This is a genomic window from Streptomyces sp. NPDC101234, from assembly GCF_044767525.1.
Taxonomy (GTDB): domain Bacteria; phylum Actinomycetota; class Actinomycetes; order Streptomycetales; family Streptomycetaceae; genus Streptomyces; species Streptomyces sasae.
This window is the reverse complement of sequence record NZ_JBIWOA010000004.1, coordinates 296,336-320,338: the sequence shown is the minus strand read 5'-3', so window position 1 is coordinate 320,338 and position 24,003 is coordinate 296,336. Positions and strand designations below refer to the sequence as shown.

Below are 24,003 nucleotides of genomic sequence, written 5' to 3'. Positions count from 1 at the left end.
ATGACGACACCTGTACTCGAAGCCCGTGACGTCACGATGCGCTTCGGCGGCCTGACCGCTGTCCGTTCCGTGGACTTCACGGTCAACAGCGGCGAGATCGTCGGCCTGATCGGCCCGAACGGCGCCGGCAAGACCACCTTCTTCAACTGCCTCACCGGTCTGTACATCCCCACCGAGGGCACGGTCTCCTACCAGGGCAAGGTGCTGCCGCCCAAGCCGCACCTGGTGACCCAGGCGGGCATCGCGCGCACGTTCCAGAACATCCGGCTCTTCGCCAATATGACCGTCCTGGAGAACGTCCTCGTGGGCCGCCACACGCGGACCAAGGAGGGTCTGTGGTCCGCGCTGCTGCGCGGTCCCGGCTTCCGCAAGGCCGAGAAGGAGTCCGAGGCGAAGGCCATGGAGCTCCTGGAGTTCATCGGCCTGGCGGGCAAGCGCGACCACCTCGCGCGCAACCTGCCCTACGGCGAGCAGCGCAAGCTGGAGATCGCCCGGGCACTGGCGAGCGAGCCGGGCCTGCTGCTGCTCGACGAGCCGACCGCGGGCATGAACCCGCAGGAGACCCGGGCCACCGAGGAACTGGTCTTCGCCATCCGGGACAGGGGCATCGCCGTCCTCGTCATCGAGCACGACATGCGGTTCATCTTCAACCTCTGCGACCGGGTCGCCGTCCTCGTCCAGGGCGAGAAGCTCGTCGAGGGCACCTCCGACGTCGTCCAGGCCGACGAGCGTGTCGTCGCCGCCTACCTGGGCGAGCCGTTCGAGGGCGACCCCGGGACGGCGGAGGCCGCCGAGGTCGAGGCCGCGGAGGCCGCCGCGGAGGCTGTCGCCGAGGACCGGACCGCCGACGCGGCTCCGCCCGCCGACGCGGAGGACGCCGACGCCGACGCGGAGGACGCCGGCACGGAGAGCACCGAGGCGGACAGCACCACCAAGGGAGAGACCCAGTGACCGCACTGCTGGAGGTCGAGGACCTCAGGGTCGCCTACGGCAAGATCGAGGCCGTCAAGGGCATCTCGTTCAGTGTCGAGGCCGGCCAGGTCGTCACTCTCATCGGCACCAACGGCGCCGGCAAGACGACGACCCTGCGCACCCTGTCGGGCCTGCTCAAGCCCGCCTCGGGGAAGGTCGTCTTCGACGGCAAGCCGCTCAGCGGGGTCCCGGCGCACAAGATCGTCGCGCTCGGGCTGGCCCACTCCCCCGAGGGCCGGCACATCTTCCCCCGCCTGACCATCGCGGAGAACCTCCAGCTCGGTGCGTTCCTCCGCAAGGACAAGGCCGGCATCGAGCGGGACATCCAGCGGGCCTACGACCTCTTCCCGATCCTCGGGGAGCGGCGCAAGCAGGCCGCGGGCACCCTCTCGGGCGGTGAGCAGCAGATGCTGGCGATGGGCAGGGCGCTGATGTCCCAGCCGAAGCTGCTGATGCTGGACGAGCCGTCCATGGGGCTGTCGCCGATCATGATGCAGAAGATCATGGCGACGATCTCCGAGCTGAAGTCGACGGGCACGACGATCCTGCTGGTCGAGCAGAACGCGCAGGCGGCGCTGTCGCTGGCCGACCAGGGGCATGTCATGGAGGTCGGCAACATCGTGCTGTCGGGCAGTGGGCAGGATCTGCTGCACGACGAGTCGGTGCGAAAGGCCTATTTGGGCGAGGACTAGGTCGTGGGATCACTGCGGGCCGGTTGTGGCTGGTCGCGCAGTTCCCCGCGCCCCTACGGGGCGCTCCGCCGCCCGGCATCACAAAGGCCCGCGCTCCCTTCTCCGGAGCGCGGGCCTTGGCGTTCGTACGACGATCGCGTCAGCCCTTGTTGGACTTCTTCTCCTCGCTGTCCGCGATGACCGCCTCCGCGACCTGCTGCATCGACATGCGGCGGTCCATCGACGTCTTCTGGATCCAGCGGAACGCGGCCGGCTCGGTCAGGCCGTACTCGGTCTGGAGGATGGACTTCGCGCGGTCGACCAGCTTGCGGGTCTCCAGGCGCTGGCTGAGGTCGGCGACCTCCGCCTCCAGCTGCTTCAGCTCGCTGAACCGGGAGACGGCCATCTCGATCGCGGGGACGACATCGCTCTTGCTGAACGGCTTGACGAGGTACGCCATCGCGCCGGCGTCACGCGCCCGCTCGACCAGGTCGCGCTGCGAGAACGCGGTCAGCATCAGGACCGGGGCGATGGACTCCTCGGCGATCTTCTCGGCCGCCGAGATGCCGTCCAGCTTGGGCATCTTGACGTCGAGAATGACCAGGTCGGGGCGGTGCTCGCGGGCGAGTTCCACGGCCTGCTCGCCGTCACCGGCCTCGCCGACGACGGTGTACCCCTCCTCTTCCAGCATCTCTTTCAGGTCGAGCCGGATCAGGGCCTCGTCCTCGGCGATGACGACACGGGTCGTCAGCGGAGGCACGTGCGACTTGTCGTCGTCGGGTGCGTCGACTGGCTGGGGCGACTCGGCGGCGGTCACGGGGGCTCCTCGTTCAGGGCAGGGGTACTGCTGACAAGAGCCTACCTAGCTACGGTATGGTGGACGCGCGGAGGGTCGGGGATAACCTTTGATTCTTCGAGCCCCGGTAGCCCAATTGGCAGCAGGCAACGGATTCAAAACCCGTACAGTGTCGGTTCGAGTCCGACCCGGGGCACTTTTCCTGCGATTCCAAGGTCGCAATAAATTCGTGTAAATGATGGGCCCCTCCGTTTGACGGAGGGGCCCATCGGCGTCACTTGGGGCTGTCGTCCTCGCCGATGTGATGCACCCGGACCATGTTGGTCGAGCCGGAGACTCCGGGCGGGGAGCCCGCCGTGATGACCACGATGTCGCCCTTCTCGCAGCGCCCGTACTTCAGCAGCAGTTCGTCGACCTGGTCGACCATCTTGTCCGTCGAGTCCACGTGCGGGCCGAGGAAGGTCTCGACGCCCCAGGTGAGGTTGAGCTGGGAGCGGGTGGCCGGTTCCGGGGTGAAGGCGAGCAGCGGGATCGGCGAACGGTAGCGGGAGAGCCGGCGGACCGTGTCTCCCGACTGGGTGAACGCGACCAGGAACTTCGCGCCCAGGAAGTCGCCCATCTCGGCGGCGGCCCGGGCGACCGCGCCGCCCTGGGTGCGGGGCTTGTTGCTCTCGGTCAGCTCCGGCAGGCCCTTGGCGAGGATGTCCTCCTCCGCCGCCTCGACGATCTTCGCCATGGTGCGCACGGTCTCGATCGGGTACTTGCCGACGCTGGTCTCGCCCGAGAGCATCACCGCGTCCGTGCCGTCGATGACCGCGTTGGCGACGTCGGAGGCCTCGGCACGGGTGGGGCGGGAGTTGTCGATCATCGAGTCGAGCATCTGGGTGGCGACGATGACCGGCTTGGCGTTGCGCTTGGCGAGCTTGACGGCGCGCTTCTGGACGATCGGCACCTGCTCCAGCGGCATCTCCACGCCCAGGTCGCCGCGCGCGACCATGATGCCGTCGAAGGCGGCCACGATGTCGTCGATGTTCTCGACGGCCTGCGGCTTCTCGACCTTGGCGATCACCGGGAGACGGCGGCCCTCCTCGTCCATGATGCGGTGGACGTCCAGGATGTCCCGGCCGCTGCGCACGAAGGAGAGGGCGATGACGTCGAAGCCGGTGCGCAGCGCCCAGCGCAGGTCCTCCTCGTCCTTCTTGGAGAGCGCGGGCACGGAGACGGCGACACCGGGGAGGTTGAGGCCCTTGTGGTCGGAGACCATGCCGCCCTCGATGACCGTGGTGTGCACCCGGGGGCCGTCGACGTGGGTGACCTCCAGGCAGACCTTGCCGTCGTCGACGAGGACGCGCTCACCGGGGGTGACGTCGCCGGCCAGGCCTGCGTACGTCGTCCCGCACTGGCCGCGGTCGCCCTCGGCGCCCTCCTCCACCGTGATGACGAACGTGTCACCGCGTTCGAGGAGTACGGGCCCCTCGGTGAAACGGCCGAGCCGAATCTTCGGGCCTTGAAGGTCGGCGAGCATCCCGACGCTGCGACCGGTCTCGTCGGAGGCCTTGCGCACCCGGCGGTAGCGCTCCTCGTGCTCGGCGTAGCCGCCGTGGCTGAGGTTGAATCGGGCGACGTCCATTCCGGCCTCGACCAATGCCTTGATCTGGTCGTACGAGTCGGTGGCGGGCCCCAGAGTACAAACGATCTTTGCTCGGCGCATGGTTCGAGCCTAGGCCTTACCGGCCGGTAGAGAATTGGCCCTACATGACGACCCAACAACCTTTGCGTGAAGGCCTATTGACAAGTGTTGAATTGTGCGGCGCCCCGCTCCTATGAGCATCTCGCACTTGTTGAAGGCGGCCGTCGATTCACCGATCAGGTCACCAGATCGCAACCTCCAGGACCTTTTGATGTCGGTCATGCCCAGGTCAGAATCTACGCGCGTCGTTGACCGTTTCCCGAGGAGAACCAGAGATGCCCTTGAACCGCCGGAAGTTCCTGAAGAAGTCCGCCGCCACCGGGGCGGGAGTGGCGGTCGCCGGTGCGGCGGCGACTCCGGCACAGGCCGCGCCGCGCCCGCCGAAGCCTGCCAAGCGGTACTCCCTCACCGTCATGGGCACCACCGACCTGCACGGGCACGTCTTCAACTGGGACTACTTCAAGGACGCGGAGTACTCCGACAAGGCCGGCAACGCGATGGGCCTGGCCCGCATCTCCACCCTGGTCGAGCAGGTACGCAAGGAGAAGGGCCGCTGCAACACACTGCTCCTGGACGCCGGTGACACCATCCAGGGCACCCCGCTGACGTACTACTACGCCAAGGTCGACCCGATCACCGCCAAGGGCGGCCCGGTGCACCCGATGGCGCAGGCCATGAACGCGATCGGGTACGACGCTGCGGCGCTCGGCAACCACGAGTTCAACTACGGCATCGAGACCCTGCGCAAGTTCGAGGACCAGCTGCACTTCCCGCTGCTCGGCGCCAACGCGGTCGACGCCAAGACCCTCAAGCCCGCCTTCCCGCCCTACTTCGTCAAGCAGTTCCACGTCCCGGGCGCCCCGCCGGTCAAGGTCGCCGTCCTCGGCCTCACCAACCCGGGCATCGCCATCTGGGACAAGGCCTACGTCCAGGGCAAGCTCGCCTTCCCCGGTCTTGAGGAGCAGGCCGCGAAGTGGGTGCCGAAGCTGAAGGCGCTGGGCGCCGACGTGGTCGTGGTCTCGGCCCACTCCGGTTCGTCCGGCACCTCCTCCTACGGCGACCAGGTGCCCTACGTCGAGAACGCGGCCGCCAATGTCGCCAGGCAGGTGCCGGGCATCGACGCGATCCTGGTCGGCCACGCGCACGTGGAGATCCCGGAGCTGAAGGTCACCAACGAGGCCACCGGCAGGACCGTCGTGCTCTCCGAGCCGCTGTGCTACGCCGAGCGCCTCTCCCTCTTCGACATCGAGCTGGTCTTCAGCAAGGGCAGGTGGGAGGTCGAGTCGGTCGCGGCCTCGCTGCTGAACTCCAACACGGTCGCCGACGACCCGAAGATCACCCGCCTGCTTAAGGACGAGCACGCGAAGGTCGTCGAGTACGTCAACCAGGTCGTCGGCACCGCCACCGCGACCCTCACCACGGTCGACGCCCGCTACACGGACGCCCCGATCATCGACCTGATCACCAAGGTCCAGGAGGACGTGGTCAAGGCGGCCCTGACGGGCACCGAGTACGCCGCGCTGCCGGTGATCGCGCAGGCCTCGCCGTTCTCGCGGACGTCGGAGATCCCGGCCGGCAACGTGACCATCCGGGACCTGTCGAGCCTGTACGTGTACGACAACACGCTGGTCGCGAAGCTGATGACGGGCGCGCAGATCCGCGCGTACCTGGAGTACTCGGCGGAGTACTTCGTGCAGACGGCGGCGGACGCGGCTGTCGACGTGGAGAAGCTGACCAACGCCAACAACCGCCCGGACTACAACTACGACTACGTCTCGGGCCTGAGGTACGAGATCGACATCGCCCAGGCGGCCGGGTCGCGGATCAGGAACCTGACCTACGACGGTGCCGCCCTGGACGACACGCAGCAGTTCGTGCTCGCGGTCAACAACTACCGTGCCAACGGCGGCGGCGCGTTCCCGTACGTCGCCTCGGCCAAGGAGCTGTGGTCGGAGTCGACGGAGATCCGCACCCGGATCGCGGAGTGGGTGACCGCGAAGGGCGTGCTGGACCCGAAGGACTTCGCGTCGGTGGACTGGAAGCTGACGCGGAACGGCACGCCGGTCTTCTGAGTCGCCCGAAGGGCGCCGGCCCCGGAGCCGGCGCCCTTCCCTCAGTCGGCCAACGGCGTGAGCTGCAACGGCTGCTGCCGGTGTTGCGTCGGGACCCGCTCCCCGTGCTGTTCCAGGCCGAAGCTGGTGAAGGCCGTGCGGGCGGGCAGCGGGTACGGGTCCTTCCCGGTCACGGAGTTGAGGATGGTGGCGCTGCGCCAGGCGGCGAGGCCCAGGTCGGGGGCGCCGACGCCATGGCTGTGGAGTTCGGCGTTCTGGACGTAGGCCGATCCGGTCACCGACGGGTCGAGGACGAGCCGGAACCGCTCGTCCACGCGCGGGCGTTCGCTGTTGTCGCGGCGCAGATAGGGGTCGAGTCCGGCGAGCAGCCTGCCGAGGGGTCGCTCGCGGTAGCCGGTGGCCAGGACGACGGCGTCGGTGGTGAGCCGGGAGCGGCTGCCCTGCTGGACGTGTTCGAGGTGGAGTTCGACCTTGGTGGTGGCGATCCGTCCGGCCGTTCGGACCTGGACGCCCGGGGTGAGGACGGCGTCGGGCCAGCCCCCGTGCAGGGTACGGCGGTACAGCTCGTCGTGGATGGCGGCGATGGTGTCGGCGTCGATGCCCTTGTGCAGCTGCCACTGGGAGTCGACGAGCCGGTCCCGGACGGGCTCGCCGAGGGCGTGGAAGTAGCGGGTGTAGTCGGGGGTGAAGTGCTCCAGGCCGAGCTTGCTGTACTCCATGGGCGCGAACGCCTCGCTGCGGCCGATCCAGTGCAGCTTCTCGCGGCCCGCGGGCCGGTGGCGGAGCAGGTCGAGGAAGACCTCGGCGCCGGACTGCCCGGAGCCGACCACGGTGACGTGCTCGGCGGCCAGGAAGGCCTCGCGGTGGTCGAGGTAGTCGGCGGCATGCACGACGGGCACGCCCGGCTGCTCCACCAGCGGTCTGAGCGGATCGGGCACATGGGGGACGGTCCCGACCCCGAGCACGACGTTCTTCGTATACGTACGTCCGAGGGACTCGGCCTCCCCCTCGGCGTCGAGCTGGGTGAAGTCGACCTCGAACAGGTCGCGTTCGGAGTTCCAGCGGACGGCGTCGACCTGGTGGGAGAAGCGCAGTCCGGGGAGGTTCTCGGCGACCCAGCGGCAGTAGGCGTCGTACTCGGCGCGCCGGATGTGGAAGCGCTCGGCGAAGTAGAACGGGAAGAGCCGGTCGCGGGCCTTGAGGTAGTTGAGGAACGACCACGGGTTGGCGGGGTCGGCGAGGGTCACCAGGTCGGCGAGGAACGGCACCTGGATGGTGGCGCCGTCGATCAGCAGCCCGGGGTGCCAGTCGAAACCCGGGCGCTGTTCGTAGAAGACGGCGTCGAGTTCGGCGAGCGGGTGGGCGAGGGCGGCGAGGGAGAGGTTGGACGGTCCGACACCGATGCCGACGAGGTCGCGGGGTGCTTCGGACTCGTGGCGTGGGGGGTTGGTCATCTGGGGGTGGTTCCTTCCACGAGTTTGAGGAGGAGGGCCAGCTCGTCCGGCCGGATGTGGGGGTTGAGGAGGGTGGCCTTGAGCCAGAGCCGGCCGTCGATCCGGGCCCGGCCGAGGACGGCCCGGCCGTCGTGCAGCAGCCTGCGCCGTACCTCGGCGACGTCGTCGTCGGTGGCTCCGCTCGGGCGGAACAGCACCGTGCTGATGTTCGGCCGGTCGTGGAGCTCGAAGCCGGGGTGCTCGCGGACGAGCGCCGCGAACTCCCTTGCCTTCAGGCACACCTGGTCGACCAGAGCGCCGAGTCCGCTGCGTCCCAGGGTCTTGAGGGTGACCGCGATCTTGAGGACGTCGGGGCGCCGGGTGGTGCGCAGCGAGCGGCCGAGCAGGTCGGGGTAGCCGGCCTCGGTGTCGTCGTCGGCGTTGAGGTAGTCCGCGCGGTGGTGGAGTACGCCCAGTTCGGTCGGGCGGGCGACGGCGAGGAGGCCGGCGGCGACCGGCTGCCAGCCGAGTTTGTGCAGGTCGAGGGTGACGGTGTGGGCGCGCTCCAGGCCGGCGAGCTTGTCCCGGTGCCGGTCGCTGAAGGCGAGGCCGCCCCCGTAGGCGGCGTCGATGTGCAGCCGGGCGCCGTGGGCCGCGCACAGTCCGGCGATCTCGGGGAGCGGGTCGATGAGCCCGGCGTCGGTGGTGCCCGCGGTGGCGGCGACCAGCAGGGGCCGGGGCAGCCGGGTGAGGGCGTCGTGCAGGGCCGACGGGTCGAGGATGCCGTTCGGAGCGGGGACGACGACGGGGTCGGGCAGGCCGAGCAGCCAGGCGGCACGCGGCAGTGAGTGGTGGGCGTTGGCCCCGCAGACCAGCTGGACACCGCCGCCGGAGGCCTCGCGGGCGAGCAGCAGGGCGAGCTGGTTGGACTCGGTGCCGCCGGTGGTGACCACGGCGTCGGAGAGGCCGATGGTGTGGGCGAGGGTACGGGTGACCAGGGCCTCCAGGGCGGAGGCGGCCGGGGCCTGGTCCCAGGAGTCCAGGGAGGGGTTGAGGGCGCTCGCGGCGAGGTCGGCGGCGGTGGCGACGGCCAGCGGCGGGCAGTGCAGATGCGCCGCGCACAGCGGGTCGGCCGGGTCGGCGGCGCCTTCGGCGAGGGCGGTCACCAGAGTGCGCAGGGCATCCGGGTCGCCGTCGTCCGGGAGTACGTCCCCCACGGCGTCCGCGATCCGCTCCACGACCGCCTCCGGCCCGCCCGCGGGCAGCGGCCCGCCGCGCCCCCGGCCGCCCTCGCGCAGCGCGTCGAGCACGGTGTCCAGCAGAGGCCTCAGGGCGTCGGGGCCCTGGGGTCCGGATGCGAGGGGCGGCATGCTCATGGGCTCTCCTCGGGGGCACTGGCCGAAGGGGGTTGTCCGCGACGGGAGTTCCAGCTTGTACGGGATTGGGTCTGCGCGCCCATAAAGCCCAACGATCGGAACCCGAAAGTGGGTACTGCCGTGCGGGGAAAACATGTTGGGGCGCTGCGCCCGCGCGATGTGCTACAAGCGGTCGGGCCAAGCCGCGAAGGGCCGTTGTGACCTGGACTGACCGGGGTTAACGTCGATCGCGTGGTTGACGCATGGATGATCGACGTGCCCGGTGAGCGGGTGATGGTGCGGGAGCCGCTGCCCTCGGACGAGGTGCCGCTGCTGGACCTGTTCGAGGCATGCGAGGACTGGTTCGTGGCGGCGACGGGGCTGCCGTCGGGGCCCGGTGATGTGCAGAGCCTGTTCTACGGGCTGCCCGAGGGCGCCGACCCGGACGACAAGGTGCTGCTGGTGCTGGAGCGGGACGGGGTCGTCTCGGGCCTGGTGGACGCCGTACGGAACCATCCGGTGCCCGGCGCGGTCGCGGTGGGGCTGTTCCTGCTGGCGCCCTGGGCGCGGGGGCGGGGCCTGGGGCGGGCGCTGGCCGAGTCGCTGCTCGCGCACGCCGAGGGGGTGTCGCTGGTGACGGCGAGCGTGCCGCCGGGGTGGCGCTCCGGGGAGTGTTTCCTGGAGCGCCTGGGCTTCACGCTGGGGGCGGAGGCACCCCGGGCGGCCGAGGTGGGCAACCGGCGGGCGGGGCCTCGGGAGGGCGGGGTGCGCAGGGCCGAGCTGCGGCCCGCCCCCTGAGGGTCAGGGTCGGAAGTCGGCCGCGTGGTCGTCGGCCCACTGCCCGAAGGTGCGGGCCGGGCTGCCGGTGACGTCCTCGACGGTGGTGGTGATCTCCGGGGGCACGCCCACGGTGGCCGCGAAGGTCTTCAGGAGGCCCTGGAGGAACTCCGGCGGGGTCCCCGGGAACAGCGGTGCCGCCTCCTCCGGCTCCACCTCGACGAAGGTCAGGTCCCGGCCGACGGCCCGGCCGATCGCGGCGATCTGGTCGGTGTTGGTGGTGGCGGCGGGACCGGTGAGGCGGTGGGCCGCGCCCTGGTGGCCGTCGTCGAGGAGCGCGCGTTCCGCCACGGCGGCGATGTCGTCCTCGTGGATGGGTGCCGTGAGCATCCCGGCGAAGACACCGCGAACGGTGTTCCCGGCGCGGATCTGGGGTGCCCACTGGAGGGCGTTGGTGGCGAACGCGTTGGGGCGCAGAAACGTCCAGGCGAGACCGCTGTCGCGGATCTGCCGCTCGGCGGTGGCGTGCATGACGTGGATCGGGTGGGTCTCGTCGGCGCCCTCGTTGATGATCCCGGAGGAGAGCAGCACGACGTGCCGCACCCCGGCCGTGCGGGCCGCGTCCAGCAGTTCGGGCATCCGGCCGCCGGCGCCCTGGACGTACAGGAAGAGTCCGGTCGCCCCCTCGAAGAGGCCTGCCTGGTCGTCCGGCCGGTACTTCACCACCTCGGCCTTGTCGGGCAGTCCGGCCCGTTCCGGGTCGCGGGTGAGCGCCCGTACGGCGTGCCCGCCGGCGACGAGCCGCCCGACGAGGGCACGGCCGACGTTGCCGGTGGCACCGGTGACTACGATCACGGATCTCTCCCTCGGTTCAGTGCTCTTGGCCACCGAGCCTAGAAGCGGCGGCCGGCCCCCGCATCACCATTGGGGACCAGCCGCGCCCGTGTCGTCCTACGCCCGCCGTCCTACGCCCCGCGGACCCGCAACGCCCTTTCCAGGTCGTCGAGTTCATCGATCAGACGGCGACGCAGGGCCGCGGCCGGGCCGGCGTCGCGCAGACAGTCCCGGCCGAGGGCGAGGTTCTCGGCGTCGACGGCGTGGGCGGGGAAGGCCTCGCGGCCCGCGGCCGTGGCGATGGCGGGGCCGCGGCGGGCGGCGACGGCGACCGCGTCCCGGTAGTAGCGCGGCACGTACTCCCGGACCAGGTCGGCCTGTTCGGGGTGCCAGAAGCCCTGGGCGGTGGCCGCGAACAGGTAGTTGGACAGGTCGTCGCCGTTGAACATCGCCTCCCAGGCCCTGCGCTTGGCCTCGGGGTCGGGCAGTGCGGCCCGGCAACGGGCGGCGCCCTCCTGGCCGCTGGCACTGGGGTCGCGCGCCAGCTCGGCGGCGATCCGGTCCTCGTCGACGGCGCCGAGGACGGCGAGCCGGCCCATGATGCGCCAGCGCAGCTCGGGGTCGAGCTCGGGGCCGCCGGGCACGGTGCCCTCGGCGAGCCAGGCGGCGATGGTGTCGGGGTGGGCGGCGGCACGGATGAAGTGCCGTACGGCGATCAGGCGCAGGCCGGGGTTGTCGCCGTCCTCGGTGCGCCGGATGAAGTCGCGGCACAGGGCGGAGACGGTGGCGAGCGCGGCCGGGCGCTCCTCCGGCGTGAGGTACCGGTCGACGACATGGACCGCGGTGAAGGCGAGTACGCCCTGGACGAGGGCGAGGTCGGTCTCGTGCGGGAGATGGACGCGGGCGGTCTCCAGGTAGGCGGCGGCCGGGAGTTCGCCGTCGCGGACCGCGTCCCGCAGCGCGTTCCACACCACCGCGCGGGTGAGCGGGTCGGGCAGGCCGGAGAGGTGGGCGCGGACGGCGGCGGCGGACTCGGCGTCGAAGCGGACCTTGGCGTAGGTCAGGTCGCCGTCGTTCAGCAGGAGGAGGGCGGGGCGCTTGCCGAGGGGCTGCGGGACGGTCTGCGGGATGTCGAGGTCGATGCGCTCGCGCAGGGTGAGCCCGCCCTCGTCGGCGAGGCTCTGGTCATAGACGCCGACGCTGATGTGGTGCGGGCGGCTGCCGGTGCGCTCGACGGTGAGGGTGCGGGTGCCGTCGGGGGCGGTGTCCAGGACCGGGGTGAGGGTGTCGACGCCGGTGGTGCGCAGCCAGGTGTCGGCCCAGGCGTGCACGTCGCGTTCGGTGGCGGCGGCGAGGGAGTCGATGAAGTCGGCGAGGGTGGCGTTGCCGAACCGGTGCCGCTGGAAGTGGATGTTGATGCCGGCGAGGAAGTCCTTCTCGCCCATCCAGGCGACCAGTTGGCGCAGCGCGGAGGCACCCTTGGCATAGGAGATGCCGTCGAAGTTGAGCAGGGCGGCGGCGGTGTCGTCGACGGCCTCGGGAGCGACCGGGTGGGTGGAGGGGCGCTGGTCGGCGTCGTAGCCCCAGGCCTTGCGGGCCACGCCGAAGTCGACCCAGGTGTCGGTGAACCGGGTGGCCTCGGTGAGGGTCTGGTAGCCCATGTACTCGGCGAAGGACTCGTTCAGCCAGATGTCGTCCCACCAGCGGAGGGTGACGAGGTCGCCGAACCACATGTGGGCCATCTCGTGGGCGATGACCATCGCGCGGGTCTGCCGCTCGGTGTCGGTGACGGCGGAGCGGTAGACGAACTCGTCGCGGAAGGTGACCAGACCGGGGTTCTCCATGGCACCGGCGTTGAACTCGGGGACGAACGCCTGGTCGTAGGAGTCGAAGGGGTAGGGCTCCTCGAACTTCTCGTGGTAGCGGTCGTAGCACGCGCGCGTGATGTCGAGGAGTTCCTCGGCGTCGGCGTCCAGGTGGGGCGCGAGGGAGCGGCGGCAGTGGATGCCGAAGGGCAGTCCGCGGTGCTCGGTGCGCACGGAGTGCCAGGGGCCGGCGGCGACGGCGACCAGGTAGGTGGAGATCAGCGGGGTGGCGGCGGCCCGCCAGCGGCCCTCGCCGAGGTGCTCGGTGACGCCGTTGGCGAGGATGGTCCAGCCTTCGGGAGCGGTGACGGTCAGCTCGAAGACGGCCTTCAGGTCGGGCTGGTCGAAGGCGGCGAAGACGCGCTGCACGTCGTCCATGAACAGCTGCGTGTAGACGTACGTCCGGTCGTCCGTGGGGTCGGTGAAGCGGTGCATGCCCTCGCCGGTGCGGGAGTAGCGCATCGTGGCGTCGATGCGCAGTTCGTGTTCCCCGGCGGTGAGGTTCTTCAGGGGCAGCCGGTCCTGGTCCAGCGTCTCGGGGTCGAGGGGCTGTCCGTCGAGGGTGACGGCGCGCAGCTCGGTGGGCTTCATCTCGACGAAGGTGTCGCCGTCGGACCGGGCCGTGAACCTGATCACGGTACGGGAGTCGAAGGTCTCGTCCCCGGTGGTCAGGTCGAGGTCGATCGTGTAGCGGTGGACGTCGAGGAGCTCGGCGCGGCTCTGCGCTTCGTCGCGAGTCAGTACGGACATGCCGCCATGCTGCCTGATGACTCTGACAACGCACAGTGGCGGGAGCGGTACGCGGCTTATGTCCGCCCCGGGGTCTCGGTGCGGGACGAGACGGCACCGGTGGGCGCCGCCCTGCGTCTTGCGCACCTGTTCGAGCGCCTCGTCACCGCGGGGGTCACCCGGCGGTACCGGGGCGCTCGCCAGGGCATCCGGCGGGCGCTTCGGGTCAGTGCGTGTCCGCCGCCCCCTGGTTGTTGACGGTGTCCTCGGCGATGGACTCGTGGTGTCTGATCACCTCGGCGATGATGAAGTTGAGGAATTTCTCGGCGAAGGCGGGGTCGAGCTTGGCGTTCTCGGCGAGGGCGCGCAGCCGGGCGATCTGCCGGGACTCCCGGGCCGGGTCGGCCGGGGGCAGCCGGTGGACCGCCTTGAGGTGGCCGACCTGCTGGGTGGCCTTGAAGCGTTCGGCGAGCATGTGGACGACGGCCGCGTCGATGTTGTCGATGCTGTCGCGCAGCCGCGCGAGCTCCTCGCGGACGGCGGGGTCGACGTCACCGGTACCGGTGTTGCTGGTGGTCATGGGCGTCAACCCTAAGGGGGCGGCCGTGCGATCTCTAAGGGCCGTCGGCGGGTTCGGCCACCGGCTGCCCCGGTTCGGGTTCGCCGGGCTCCTGGAGGCTGTCGTTCCAGTCGTCGGGGACGGCCCGGCCCTGCTGGGCACGGAAGCGCACGGGGGCCGTGCCGACCCGGCGGGTGAACAGGCGGGAGAAATAGGCCGGATCGTCGTAGCCGACGCGGCGGGCGACGGCGGCCACGGACAGTCCGGTGGTGGCGAGGAGTTCCTGGGCGCGGCCCAGCCGGACGCCGATCAGATAGTCCTTGGGACTGCAGCCGGCGACCCGGCGGACGGCGGTGCGCAGCTCGGCGGGGGTCATGCCGTGCCGGGCCGCGTGGTCGGCGACGGTCATCCCGGTGCAGGCGTCGCGCGCGAGCGCGTGCAGCACCGGGTCGCCGTCCGGGGCGAGGTCGGCACGCGCGCGACGCAGGGCGACGAGGAGCTCGTGCACGGCGGCGCCGGTCTCGACCTCCAGGAGGGGGTTGCCCTGCCGGGCGGCCCGGGCGATACGGGCGATCACGTCCCGGGGGCCGGTGGCGTCCGCGAGGGGCACCACGGGCCGCTCGGGCTCGATGTAGCCGAGTTCCGTGTAGGTCGCGGTGTCGGGCCCGGTGAAGGTCACGAAGCCCTCGTCCCAGCCGCTGTCCGGGTCGGGCCCGTAGTGGTGCGGGACGCCGGGCGTGAGCCACACCAGCGCGGGCGCGACGACGGCGGTACTGCGCCCGTCGGGCGTGCGGTACCAGCCCCGGCCCGAGCTGATCACCACGGCGACGTGGTGCTCCAGCAGGCGCGGGCCGACGGCGGGCACCGCGCCGTACTGCAGACCGACGCCCCAGCAGACCAGGCCGAGCCGGCGGTGCACGGCGCCCGGTGTGAAGAACCGCATCCAGGTATGGAAGATCGGCGGTCCACCCGGCACTGCGCGCTCCTTGCTGTCGGCTCTTCCGTCCAAGTACTGCCGATCTTTGTCCATGGTTTCGGCGCTCGCCAGCAGGCCAAAGTGAGCCTATGAGTGACTTCACGGTGGGCGAAACGGATTTCCTGCTGGACGGGCGGCCGGTGCGGCTGCTGTCCGGCGCGCTGCACTACTTCCGGGTGCACGAGGAGCAGTGGGGCCACCGGCTCGCGATGCTGCGTGCCATGGGCCTGAACTGCGTGGAGACGTACGTGCCGTGGAACCTGCACGAGCCGCACCCGGGCGCCTTCCGGGACGCCGGGGCGCTCGGCCGTTTCCTGGACGCGGCGCGGGAGGCGGGCCTGTGGGCGATCGTGCGGCCGGGGCCGTACATCTGCGCGGAGTGGGAGAACGGCGGTCTGCCGCACTGGGTGACGGGCGAGCTGGGCGCACGGGCACGCACGCGTGACGAGCGATTCCTCGGGTACGTGGACCGCTGGTTCCGTCACCTGCTGCCCGAGGTCGTGTCCCGGCAGCTGGACCGGGGCGGCCCGGTGATCATGGTGCAGGTCGAGAACGAGTACGGCAGCTACGGCTCCGACGCCGACTACCTGGCCCATCTCACCGGCCTGCTGCGCACCGAGGGCGTCACGGTGCCGCTGGTCACCTCGGACGGCCCCGAGGACCACATGCTCACCGGCGGCTCGGTCCCCGGACTGCTGGCGACGGTGAACTTCGGCTCCCACGCGCGCGTGGCCTTCGAGACCCTGCGCCGGCACCAGCCGCAGGGCCCGCTGATGTGCATGGAGTTCTGGTGCGGCTGGTTCGATCACTGGGGCGGCGAGCACGTCGTACGGGACGCCGACGACGCGGCGGCGGCCCTGCGGGAGATCCTGGAGTGCGGTGCGTCGGTCAACGTCTACATGGCGCACGGCGGCACCAACTTCGCCGGCTGGGCGGGCGCCAACCGGCCCGGCGGCGAGCTGCACGAGGGCCCGCTGGAGGCGGACGTGACGTCGTACGACTACGACGCGCCGATCGACGAGTACGGCCGTCCCACGGAGAAGTTCTGGCGCCTGCGCGAGGTCCTCGCCGAGTACCACGACGGACCGCTGCCCGAACTGCCGCCCGCCCCGGCCGCTTCGGCTTCGGCAACGCACGTGGAACTGACCTCCTGGGCGCCCCTGCCGGGCGTCCTGGAGGCCCTGGGCACCCCGGAACGCGTCCACGCCGTCCCGCCCACCTTCGAGGAGCTGGACATCGCCCGCGGCCTGGTCCGCTACGAGGTGGACGTCCCGGGACCCCGCCAGCCGTACCCGCTCACCGCGCGGGGCCTGCGCGACCTGGCGGTCGTGTACGTCGACGGCGAGCGCGCCGGGGTCCTCACCGAGGAGGAACCCCAGCTCAAGGAGCCCATCGCGGGCCCCGCGCGCGTGGAGCTCTGGGTGGAGTCCCTGGGCCGCGTCAACTACGGCCCCCGCTCGGGTGAGACGAAGGGCATCACCGGCGGCCTCCTGCACGAACGCCAGTTCCTGCACGGGGTACGCGCGCGTGCGCTGGATCTGGACGCCTTCGAGGCGGGTGTGGAGGCGGTGCCCTTCGGCTCCCTCCCGGAGGACGGCGCGCCGGGCCTGTACCGGGGGACGGTGACGGTCGCCGACGCCGGTGACGCCCGCCTGGAACTCCCCGGCTGGACCCGGGGCTTCGCCTGGATCAACGGCTTCAACCTGGGGCGCTACTGGTCGACGGGCCCGCAGGAGTCTCTGTACGTCCCCGGCCCGGTCCTGAAGGAGGGCGAGAACGAGATCTGGCTCCTGGAACTCCAGGAAACGAATCAAGCGGCGGTACGGCTGGCGCCCCTTTAGGGGCGCGGGGCTGTACCGATCTGCGGCTACCGCCGCGTGAGCGCGATCAGCCCCCACCGACCCGCAGACATCGGACAACCTGTCGCCCCCCGATTTCCCCCATCCCCCGCATACTGTGAAAGACAGCTCCGGCAGCGTCTGTGGGGGTAGGGGACGTGGCGAACGGCGGCCCGGTGGAACACGGCTACCCGCACCTGGACACCGTGCGGGCCGCCATCACGGCGTTGTACCGCCGCCTGTCGCACGACACCGTCCAGACCTTCGCCACCAGCGTGCTCCCCGCCGACGTCGCGTTCTGCGACACCGACGACCTCCACCTCGGCTCGCAACGCGTCGCCCGCGAGATCGTGCGGCACTTCCGCCTGCCCGACGCCCGTATGATCGTCGGCTTCAAGGACATGACCCACGCGGCGAACGTCGAACTCGCCGCGGGCCCCGAGTACTTCGTCGAGCTGAACGACCGTTTCCGCACCCACCGCAGGGACATCGGCGCGGCGCTCGCCCACGAGGTGATGCACGTCTATCTGCACCGCCTGGATCTGTCCTTCCCCAGCACCCGGGAGAACGAGATCCTCACGGACACGGCGACCACCTACCTGGGCGCCGGCTGGCTGCTCCTCGACGCCTACCGGGAGCACGGGGAGGCGTCCCAGAAGCTCGGCTACCTCACCCCGGAGGAGTTCGGCTACGTCCTGGCCAAACGCTCCCTCGTCTTCCACGAGGACCCCTCGGTGTGGTTCACCAGCCCGCAGGCCTACACGGCGTACGAGAAGGGCATGGCCAGGGCCCGCCAGGACGGGGAGCAGCCGCCGCTGAGCGCGGCCGGGTGGGCGGGCCGCCGCCGCTACGCCCGTGACCGCCGCCACGCCCCCACCTCGGCGTACCCACAGCCCGGCGCCCCTTACACCTTCGCCCCCGACAGCGGCGGCCATCTGCGCGTCTCGTTCCCGTGCCCGACCTGCCACCAGCGGATCAGGGTGCCGGTGCGGGGCCGGGTACGGGCGCGGTGCTCGCTGTGCCGGACGGTGCTGGAGTGCGACACCTAGGCCCGTGCCGGAGAGCGGCACCCGGGCCCCGCCCCGGCCTCACGCCCCGTACACCGCCCCCGGCGCCGCCGCCTCGGCCAGCAGTTTCAGTGCCGTCTCCCCCGCCTCGGCCGGGGACCGGCGGGCTCCCTTGTCCGCGGTCGGCCCCGGCCGCCACCCCTCCATGACGGTGATCCGCCCGCCCTCTGTCTCGAACACCCGCCCGGTCACGCCCGCGCTCGCGGCGGAGCCCAGCCAGACGACGAGCGGGGAGACGTTCTCGGGGGCCATGGTGTCGAAGCCGGCGTCGGGGGCGGCCATGGTCTCGGCGAACGTGCGCTCGGTCATCCGGGTGCGGGCGGCTGGGGCGATGGCGTTGACCTGGACGCCGTAGCGGGCGAGTTCCGCCGCGGCGACCAGGGTGAGGCCCACGATGCCGGCCTTGGCGGCGCTGTAGTTGCCCTGCCCGACCGAGCCCAGCAGGCCCGCCCCGCTGCTGGTGTTGACGATCCGGGCGACCGGCGTCCGGCCCGCCTTGGTCTCGGCCCGCCAGTGCGCGGCCGCGTGCCGCAGCGGCAGGAAGTGGCCCTTGAGGTGGACGCGCATCACCGCGTCCCAGTCGTCCTCGCCGAGATTGACGAGCATCCGGTCGCGCAGGAACCCGGCGTTGTTGACGAGGGTGTCGAGCCGGCCGTACGTGTCCAGGGCCGCTGCCACCAGGGACTCGGCCCCGGCGGCCGTCGCGATGTCACCGCCGTGCGCCACCGCCTCCCCGCCGGCCGCCCGGATCTCGTCCACCACGGCCCCGGCCGGACTGTCCGGGCCCGGCACGCCGTCGAGGCCGACACCGAGGTCGTTGACGACGACCCGGGCACCCTCGGCGGCGAAGGCGAGTGCATGGGCCCGGCCGAGGCCGCGCCCGGCGCCGGTGACGACGACGACCCGGCCCGCGCAGATTCCGCTCATGTCAGTCCTCCTTGTCCGATGGCTTGTTGGCGGTCGCCGCGTCCAGGAACGCCGGCCGCTCGCCGCCCCCGTGCACGAGCAGGCTCGCCCCGCTGATGTAGGCGGCCGCGTCGGAGGCGAGGAAGACGGCGGCGGCGCCGACGTCGGACGGGGCGGCGAGCCTGCCGAGCGGGACGGTGCGGGAGACGGCGTCGATGCCGCCCTGTCCGCCGTAGTGGAGGTGGGTCAGCTCGGTGCGGACCATGCCCACGACCAGCGTGTTGACCCGGACCTCCGGCGCCCATTCCACGGCCATGGACCGGGCGAGGTTCTCCAGTCCGGCCTTGGCCGCGCCGTAGGCGGCGGAGCCGGGCGAGGGGCGGCCGCCGCTGACGCTGCCGATCATCACCACCGCTCCCCTGGCCTGTCTGAGCTGCTCGTACGCGGCGAGGGAGGCGGTCAGTGGGGTGACGAGGTTCAGCTCGATCACCCGGGCGTGCCGCTCGGCGTCCGCGTCGGCGAGCCGCCGGTAGGGGGTGCCGCCCGCGTTGTTGACGAGCACGTCGACCCGGGGCAGGGCGTCGAAGAAGGCGCGTACTGCGGGCGGGTCACGCAGGTCGAGGGGGGTGAACTCGACGCCGTCGAGGTGTTGTCCGGGCGGCCGGCGGGCACAGACCACGACATGGGCACCGGCCTCGGCGAAGGCCTGCGCGATCCCGGCGCCCACGCCCCTGGTACCGCCGGTGACGACGACAGTCCTGCCGCTCGGCGAGTTATCCACAGGGCCTCCCGCTTGTCTGCGCCGACTGCTAGCTTCGAAGCCTCACACCTAACAAATGTTTGGTGGAAAGGCAGCTGAGTGCGAAGGTAGCTGATGCGTCCATGGGTGTCTCCACCTCGTGTCCGGAAAAGGGAATCGCGCTCGTCACGGTCGACTTCCCGCCGGTGAACGCGCTGCCGGTGCGCGGCTGGTTCGCGCTGGCGGAAGCCGTCGGCGCGGCGGGCCGCGACCCCGGGACCCGGTGTGTCGTGCTGACCGCGCGGGGCCGCGGCTTCAACGCGGGCGTGGACATCAAGGAGATACAGGCGCGGGGGAACGACGCGCTGCTCGGCGTCAACCACGGCTGCGCGGAGGCGTTCGCGGCGGTGTACGAGTGCGAGACCCCGGTGGTGGCGGCGGTGCACGGCTTCTGCCTGGGCGGCGGAATAGGCCTGGTGGGCAGCGCGGACGCGATCGTGGCGAGCGAGGACGCCGTCTTCGGGCTCCCCGAGCTGGACCGGGGCGCCCTGGGCGCGGCCACGCATCTGGCCCGCCTGGTCCCGCCGCATCTGATGCGGACGCTGTACTACACCTCGCGCACGGCGACCGCGGCCGAACTGCACGCGCACGGCTCGGTGTGGCGGGTCGTGTCGCGCGACGAACTCGACTCCGCCGCACTGGAGTTGGCGCGGGAGATAGCGGCCAAGGACGGCCGGCTGCTGCGGCTGGCCAAGGCTGCCATCAACGGTATCGACCCCGTCGACATACGGCGGAGCTACCGCTTCGAACAGGGCTTCACCTTCGAGGCCGCCCTCAGCGGGGTGGCCGACCGGGTCCGCGACACCTTCGGGAAGGAGGGTGCTGGGAGTGACCGACAAACCGGAAACGGCTGACAAGCCGGCAGTGACCGACAAGACGATGACCGCCGACGAGGTCGTCGCACGGCTGGCGAGCGGTATGACCCTCGGCATCGGCGGCTGGGGTTCCCGACGCAAGCCGATGGCCCTGGTCAGAGCAGTGCTCCGGAGCGGTATCGGCGATCTCACGCTGGTCTCGTACGGCGGCCCGGACGTCGGGATGCTGGTCGCGGCCGGCCGGGTGCGCAGACTGGTGACGGCCTTCGTCACCCTCGACTCCGTCCCGCTCGAACCGCACTACCGGGCGGCGCGCGAGCGCGGGGCGTTCGAGCTGACGGAGATCGACGAGGGCATGTTCATGTGGGGCCTGCAGGCGGCCGCGAACCGGCTCCCCTTCCTCCCCGTGCGAGCCGGCGTCGGCTCGGACGTCATGCGGGTCAACCCCGGTCTGCGGACGGTCACTTCGCCGTACGACGACGGCGAGACGTTCGTGGCGATGCCCGCGCTGCGCCTGGACGCGGCCCTGGTGCATCTCAACCGCGCCGACCGGCTGGGCAACGGGCAGTACCTGGGCCCGGACCCGTACTTCGACGACCTGTTCTGCGAGGCGGCGGACGCGGCCTATGTCTCCTGCGAACGGATCGTGGACACGGCCGAGTTGACGAAGGAGGCGCCGCCGCAGTCACTGCTGGTCAAACGGCTCGCCGTGACCGGGGTCGTGGAGGCTCCCGGCGGTGCGCACTTCACTTCCTGCGCCCCCGACTACGGGCGGGACGAGGAGTTCCAGCGGCTGTACGCGACCACGCCCTGGGAGGAGTTCGCGACGCGTTTCCTCGCCGGGGACGAGCAGGCCTACCGGACGGCGGTGCGGAACCGGCAGGAGGAACAGGACCGATGAGTGTTCTCCGTTCCGAGTACTGCGTCATCGCCTGTGCCGAGGCCTGGCGCGGCTCCGGTGAGATCCTGGCGAGCCCGATGGGCCTGATCCCTTCCCTGGGTGCCCGCCTGGCCCGGCTCACCTTCGCGCCGGATCTGCTGCTGACCGACGGCGAGGCCCTGCTGGTCCGCCCGGACGGCACACCGGAGGGCTGGCTGCCCTACCGGCAGCACCTCGCCCTGGTGTCCGGTGGGCGGCGGCACGTGATGATGGGCGCGAGCCAGATCGACCGGTACGGCAACCAGAACATCTCGTGCATCGGCGACTGGGCGCACCCGGGACGGCAGCTGCTCGGGGTGCGCGGGGCACCGCTGAACACACTGAACAACCCGACGAGTTACTGGGTCCCGAAGCACTCCCGGCGGGTGTTCGTGACGAAGGTCGACATGGTGTGCGGGGTGGGGTACGACCGGGTGGCCGAGGATCCGGGCATCGGCCGCTTCCATCGCATCCCGAGAGTCGTCACCGACCTCGCTGTCCTCGACTTCGAGACCCCCGACCGCTCGATGCGGCTGGCCGCGCTGCATCCCGGGGTCAGCGTCGACCGGGTGCGGGAGGCGACGGATTTCGAGCTCACCGTCCCGGACGAGGTGCCGTACACCCGCGAGCCGAGCGAGGAGGAGCTGCGGCTGATCCGTGAGGTGCTCGATCCGGGTGGCGCGCGGGTGAAGGAGGTCGCGGGCTGATGGAGACCGCGCTCACCCGGCTGGCCGGGATACGGCATCCGATCGTGCAGACGGGGATGGGCTGGGTGGCGGGCCCCCGCCTGGTCTCCGCGACGGCCAACGCCGGCGCCCTCGGCATCCTGGCCTCCGCGACGATGACGCTCGACCAGTTGCGTACCTCGATAGCGGAGGTGCGGTGCCGTACCGACGCTCCGTTCGGGGTGAACCTGCGGGCGGACTCGGCCGACGCCGGTGACCGGGTCCGGTTGATCATCGACGCGGGTGTGCGGGTGGCGTCCTTCGCGCTCGCCCCCTCACCCGAGCTGATCGCCGAACTGAAGGCCGCGGGTGTGGTGGTGATCCCGTCCGTCGGGGCACGGCGGCACGCCGAGAAGGTGGCGGAGTGGGGTGCGGACGCGGTGATCGTGCAGGGCGGTGAGGGCGGCGGGCACACCGGCGAGGTGGCGACGAGCGTGCTGCTTCCGCAGGTGGTGGACGCGGTGCGGATACCGGTGGTGGCCGCGGGGGGGTTCTTCGACGGGCGCGGGCTGATGGCTGCACTGGCGTACGGGGCGGCGGGGGTCGCGATGGGGACGCGGTTCCTGCTCACCTCGGACTCGGCGGTGCCGGACGCGGTGAAGGCACGCTATCTGGCGGCGGCGGTCAAGGACGTCACCGTGACCAGGGCGGTGGACGGGCTGCCGCACCGGATGCTGCGGAGCGATCTGGTGGCCGCGCTGGAGAGTTCGGGCCGGGCCCGGAGTCTGCTGCACGCGCTACGGCGGGCGGCGGGGTTCCGGAAGCTGTCCGGACTCACCTGGCGGCAGATGGTCCAGGACGGCCTGGCGCTGCGGCACGGGAAGGAACTGTCCTGGAGTCAGGTCCTGCTGGCCGCGAACACGCCGATGCTGCTCAGGTCGGCGATGGTGGACGGCCGTACGGATCTGGGAGTGATGGCGTCCGGGCAGGTCGCCGGCGTGATCGACGACCTGCCGTCGTGCGCGGAGCTGGTGGAGCGGATCTTGAAGGAGGCTGAGGAGGTCAGGGAACGGCTCACAACCGCTCGATGATCGTCACGTTCGCCTGTCCCCCGCCCTCGCACATGGTCTGCAGGCCGAACCGGCCGCCGGTGCGCTCCAGTTCGTGCAGGAGGGTCGTCATCAGTTTGACGCCGGTCGCGCCGAGGGGGTGACCGAGGGCGATCGCGCCGCCGTTGACGTTGACCCTGGCGGGGTCGGCGCCGGTCTCCTTGAGCCAGGCCAGGACGACCGGCGCGAAGGCCTCGTTGATCTCGACGAGGTCGATGGCGTCGATGGTGAGGCCGGTCTTCTTCAGGGCGTGCGCGGTGGCCGGGATCGGCGCGGAGAGCATCCGGATGGGGTCCTCGCCGCGGACGGAGAGGTGGTGGACGCGGGCGCGGGGGCGCAGTCCGTGTTCGCGGACGGCCCGTTCGGAGGCGAGGAGCATCGCGGCGGCACCGTCGGAGACCTGGGAGGAGCAGGCGGCGGTGATGGTGCCACCGTCGACGACCGGTTTGAGGGCGGCCATCTTCTCCAGGGAGGTCTCCCGGCGCGGCCCCTCGTCCACGGCGACCGGGCCGTAGGCGACGGTCTCGCGCTCGAAGCGGCCCTCGTCGATGGCGCTCAGGGCCCGCCGGTGGGAGCGCAGGGCGAACTCCTCCTGGTCCTGGCGGCTGATGCCCCACTTGGCGGCGATCATCTCGGCGCCGGCGAACTGGTTGACGGGCTGCCGGCCGTACCGGGCCCGCCAGCCCTCGCTGCCCAGGAAGGGGCCCTCGGTCAGGCCCAGGGGCGCGGCGGCCTGGCGGGAGGCGAAGGCGATGGGGATCTGGGACATGTTCTGGACACCGCCGGCGACCACCAGGTCCTGAGTGCCCGACAGGACGGCCTGCGCGGCGAAGTGCACGGCCTGCTGCGAGGAGCCGCACTGGCGGTCGACGGTCACGCCCGGCACCTCCTCGGGCAGCCCGGCCGCCAGCCAGCTGGTCCGGGCGATGTCACCGGCCTGCGGTCCCACCGCGTCCAGGCAGCCGAAGACGACGTCCTCGACGGCGGCCGGGTCCACGCCCGACCGCTCGACCAGGGCCCGCAGCACATGGGCGCCCAGATCGGCCGGGTGGACCCCGCTCAGTCCGCCCCCGCGCCGCCCGACGGGCGTACGCACCGCTTCGACGATGTAGGCCTCGGCCATGTCAGCGACTCCCTCGTCAGAAAGGGGTTTTCA

Annotated in this window: 21 protein-coding genes and 1 tRNA gene; 11 read left to right on the top strand and 11 right to left on the bottom strand. The window is 71.4% G+C overall.

The window, feature by feature from the left end:
• Both ACIRR9_RS10000 and ACIRR9_RS09995 read left to right on the top strand, forming a co-directional pair.
• Entirely contained in the window at positions 1 to 951 is a 951-nt protein-coding gene (locus ACIRR9_RS10000) for an ABC transporter ATP-binding protein (protein WP_403749459.1), read from the top strand.
• Entirely contained in the window at positions 948 to 1,664 is a 717-nt protein-coding gene (locus ACIRR9_RS09995; protein WP_123977971.1) for an ABC transporter ATP-binding protein, read from the top strand. The genes ACIRR9_RS10000 and ACIRR9_RS09995 overlap by 4 nt, the downstream gene beginning before the upstream one ends.
• Before the next feature lie 139 nt (positions 1,665 to 1,803).
• Here the strand turns inward: ACIRR9_RS09995 and ACIRR9_RS09990 are convergent, their stop codons facing one another.
• Positions 1,804 to 2,460: a response regulator gene (locus tag ACIRR9_RS09990; RefSeq protein WP_365335935.1), complete on the bottom strand. Its 657-nt coding sequence runs from the start codon at positions 2,458 to 2,460 to the stop codon at positions 1,804 to 1,806.
• Between the two features lie 100 nt (positions 2,461 to 2,560).
• Between ACIRR9_RS09990 and ACIRR9_RS09985 the strand changes: the two genes are divergently transcribed.
• Positions 2,561 to 2,635: transfer RNA gene (locus tag ACIRR9_RS09985), tRNA-Leu, on the top strand.
• A gap of 78 nt (positions 2,636 to 2,713) precedes the next feature.
• On the opposite strand, the gene pyk is transcribed toward ACIRR9_RS09985, so the two are convergent.
• Complete coding sequence (gene pyk, locus ACIRR9_RS09980; RefSeq protein ID WP_403749455.1) at positions 2,714 to 4,150, bottom strand: pyruvate kinase; 1,437 nt, start codon at positions 4,148 to 4,150, stop codon at positions 2,714 to 2,716.
• Positions 4,151 to 4,404: 254 nt separating this feature from the next.
• Between pyk and ACIRR9_RS09975 the strand changes: the two genes are divergently transcribed.
• Positions 4,405 to 6,201 (top strand): bifunctional metallophosphatase/5'-nucleotidase, encoded by a 1,797-nt coding sequence (locus ACIRR9_RS09975; protein WP_403749453.1) that lies wholly within the window; start codon positions 4,405 to 4,407, stop codon positions 6,199 to 6,201.
• 41 nt (positions 6,202 to 6,242) lie between these two features.
• Here the strand turns inward: ACIRR9_RS09975 and ACIRR9_RS09970 are convergent, their stop codons facing one another.
• Positions 6,243 to 7,655: a lysine N(6)-hydroxylase/L-ornithine N(5)-oxygenase family protein gene (locus ACIRR9_RS09970; RefSeq protein ID WP_403749450.1), complete on the bottom strand. Its 1,413-nt coding sequence runs from the start codon at positions 7,653 to 7,655 to the stop codon at positions 6,243 to 6,245.
• Entirely contained in the window at positions 7,652 to 9,010 is a 1,359-nt protein-coding gene (locus ACIRR9_RS09965; RefSeq protein ID WP_403749448.1) for a pyridoxal phosphate-dependent decarboxylase family protein, read from the bottom strand. Before ACIRR9_RS09965 ends, ACIRR9_RS09970 begins: the two co-directional genes overlap by 4 nt.
• A gap of 231 nt (positions 9,011 to 9,241) precedes the next feature.
• On the opposite strand from ACIRR9_RS09965, the gene ACIRR9_RS09960 reads away from it, so the two are divergent.
• Positions 9,242 to 9,787: a GNAT family N-acetyltransferase gene (locus tag ACIRR9_RS09960; protein ID WP_403749446.1), complete on the top strand. Its 546-nt coding sequence runs from the start codon at positions 9,242 to 9,244 to the stop codon at positions 9,785 to 9,787.
• 3 nt (positions 9,788 to 9,790) lie between these two features.
• Here ACIRR9_RS09960 and ACIRR9_RS09955 read toward each other — a convergent pair whose 3' ends face one another.
• The 4 genes from ACIRR9_RS09955 to ACIRR9_RS09940 all read right to left on the bottom strand — a co-directional run bounded on the left by ACIRR9_RS09955 (position 9,791) and on the right by ACIRR9_RS09940 (position 14,711).
• Complete coding sequence (locus tag ACIRR9_RS09955; protein ID WP_403749443.1) at positions 9,791 to 10,621, bottom strand: NAD(P)H-binding protein; 831 nt, start codon at positions 10,619 to 10,621, stop codon at positions 9,791 to 9,793.
• Positions 10,622 to 10,731: 110 nt separating this feature from the next.
• Positions 10,732 to 13,215 (bottom strand): aminopeptidase N, encoded by a 2,484-nt coding sequence (gene pepN / locus ACIRR9_RS09950; protein WP_403749442.1) that lies wholly within the window; start codon positions 13,213 to 13,215, stop codon positions 10,732 to 10,734.
• A 205-nt stretch (positions 13,216 to 13,420) separates the two neighbouring features.
• Entirely contained in the window at positions 13,421 to 13,774 is a 354-nt protein-coding gene (locus tag ACIRR9_RS09945; protein WP_123977963.1) for a chorismate mutase, read from the bottom strand.
• A 34-nt stretch (positions 13,775 to 13,808) separates the two neighbouring features.
• Entirely contained in the window at positions 13,809 to 14,711 is a 903-nt protein-coding gene (locus tag ACIRR9_RS09940; protein ID WP_384564095.1) for a helix-turn-helix domain-containing protein, read from the bottom strand.
• A 107-nt stretch (positions 14,712 to 14,818) separates the two neighbouring features.
• Between ACIRR9_RS09940 and ACIRR9_RS09935 the strand changes: the two genes are divergently transcribed.
• Both ACIRR9_RS09935 and ACIRR9_RS09930 read left to right on the top strand, forming a co-directional pair.
• Positions 14,819 to 16,570: a beta-galactosidase family protein gene (locus tag ACIRR9_RS09935; protein ID WP_403749439.1), complete on the top strand. Its 1,752-nt coding sequence runs from the start codon at positions 14,819 to 14,821 to the stop codon at positions 16,568 to 16,570.
• A 155-nt stretch (positions 16,571 to 16,725) separates the two neighbouring features.
• Entirely contained in the window at positions 16,726 to 17,616 is an 891-nt protein-coding gene (locus ACIRR9_RS09930) for a hypothetical protein (protein ID WP_403749438.1), read from the top strand.
• 39 nt (positions 17,617 to 17,655) lie between these two features.
• Here ACIRR9_RS09930 and ACIRR9_RS09925 read toward each other — a convergent pair whose 3' ends face one another.
• Both ACIRR9_RS09925 and ACIRR9_RS09920 read right to left on the bottom strand, forming a co-directional pair.
• Positions 17,656 to 18,561: an SDR family oxidoreductase gene (locus ACIRR9_RS09925; RefSeq protein ID WP_403749436.1), complete on the bottom strand. Its 906-nt coding sequence runs from the start codon at positions 18,559 to 18,561 to the stop codon at positions 17,656 to 17,658.
• A gap of 1 nt (position 18,562) precedes the next feature.
• Complete coding sequence (locus tag ACIRR9_RS09920) at positions 18,563 to 19,321, bottom strand: SDR family oxidoreductase (protein WP_384563913.1); 759 nt, start codon at positions 19,319 to 19,321, stop codon at positions 18,563 to 18,565.
• Positions 19,322 to 19,422: 101 nt separating this feature from the next.
• Between ACIRR9_RS09920 and ACIRR9_RS09915 the strand changes: the two genes are divergently transcribed.
• From ACIRR9_RS09915 to ACIRR9_RS09900, 4 genes are read left to right on the top strand one after another with little or no spacing between them, the layout of a single operon-like run.
• A complete protein-coding gene (locus ACIRR9_RS09915) occupies positions 19,423 to 20,193 on the top strand; it encodes an enoyl-CoA hydratase family protein (protein WP_403749433.1) in 771 nt (256 codons plus the stop codon).
• Between the two features lie 10 nt (positions 20,194 to 20,203).
• Positions 20,204 to 21,055, top strand: coding sequence for a CoA transferase subunit A (locus tag ACIRR9_RS09910; RefSeq protein ID WP_403749715.1), 852 nt, complete (start codon positions 20,204 to 20,206; stop codon positions 21,053 to 21,055).
• Positions 21,052 to 21,780, top strand: a complete 729-nt coding sequence (locus ACIRR9_RS09905; protein WP_403749430.1) for a CoA-transferase subunit beta — start codon at positions 21,052 to 21,054, stop codon at positions 21,778 to 21,780. Before ACIRR9_RS09910 ends, ACIRR9_RS09905 begins: the two co-directional genes overlap by 4 nt.
• Positions 21,780 to 22,829, top strand: coding sequence for an NAD(P)H-dependent flavin oxidoreductase (locus ACIRR9_RS09900; protein ID WP_403749428.1), 1,050 nt, complete (start codon positions 21,780 to 21,782; stop codon positions 22,827 to 22,829). Before ACIRR9_RS09905 ends, ACIRR9_RS09900 begins: the two co-directional genes overlap by 1 nt.
• Here ACIRR9_RS09900 and ACIRR9_RS09895 read toward each other — a convergent pair.
• Positions 22,813 to 23,970: an acetyl-CoA C-acetyltransferase gene (locus tag ACIRR9_RS09895; protein WP_403749426.1), complete on the bottom strand. Its 1,158-nt coding sequence runs from the start codon at positions 23,968 to 23,970 to the stop codon at positions 22,813 to 22,815. The genes ACIRR9_RS09900 and ACIRR9_RS09895 overlap by 17 nt on opposite strands.
• Positions 23,971 to 24,003 lie beyond the last annotated feature (33 nt).

Excerpts from the sequence above, each read along its gene's own strand:
- ACIRR9_RS09970 (WP_403749450.1), bottom strand. The coding sequence starts at position 7,655 with ATGACCAACCCCCCACGCCACGAGTCCGAAGCACCCCGCGACCTCGTC.
- ACIRR9_RS09915 (WP_403749433.1), top strand. The coding sequence starts at position 19,423 with ATGGGTGTCTCCACCTCGTGTCCGGAAAAGGGAATCGCGCTCGTCACG.
- ACIRR9_RS09895 (WP_403749426.1), bottom strand. The coding sequence starts at position 23,970 with ATGGCCGAGGCCTACATCGTCGAAGCGGTGCGTACGCCCGTCGGGCGG.
- ACIRR9_RS09945 (WP_123977963.1), bottom strand. The coding sequence starts at position 13,774 with ATGACCACCAGCAACACCGGTACCGGTGACGTCGACCCCGCCGTCCGC.
- pyk (WP_403749455.1), bottom strand. The coding sequence starts at position 4,150 with ATGCGCCGAGCAAAGATCGTTTGTACTCTGGGGCCCGCCACCGACTCG.
- ACIRR9_RS09935 (WP_403749439.1), top strand. The coding sequence starts at position 14,819 with ATGAGTGACTTCACGGTGGGCGAAACGGATTTCCTGCTGGACGGGCGG.
- pepN (WP_403749442.1), bottom strand. The coding sequence starts at position 13,215 with ATGTCCGTACTGACTCGCGACGAAGCGCAGAGCCGCGCCGAGCTCCTC.
- ACIRR9_RS10000 (WP_403749459.1), top strand. The coding sequence starts at position 1 with ATGACGACACCTGTACTCGAAGCCCGTGACGTCACGATGCGCTTCGGC.
- ACIRR9_RS09900 (WP_403749428.1), top strand. The coding sequence starts at position 21,780 with ATGGAGACCGCGCTCACCCGGCTGGCCGGGATACGGCATCCGATCGTG.
- ACIRR9_RS09975 (WP_403749453.1), top strand. The coding sequence starts at position 4,405 with ATGCCCTTGAACCGCCGGAAGTTCCTGAAGAAGTCCGCCGCCACCGGG.
- ACIRR9_RS09965 (WP_403749448.1), bottom strand. The coding sequence starts at position 9,010 with ATGAGCATGCCGCCCCTCGCATCCGGACCCCAGGGCCCCGACGCCCTG.
- ACIRR9_RS09925 (WP_403749436.1), bottom strand. The coding sequence starts at position 18,561 with ATGAGCGGAATCTGCGCGGGCCGGGTCGTCGTCGTCACCGGCGCCGGG.
- ACIRR9_RS09905 (WP_403749430.1), top strand. The coding sequence starts at position 21,052 with ATGAGTGTTCTCCGTTCCGAGTACTGCGTCATCGCCTGTGCCGAGGCC.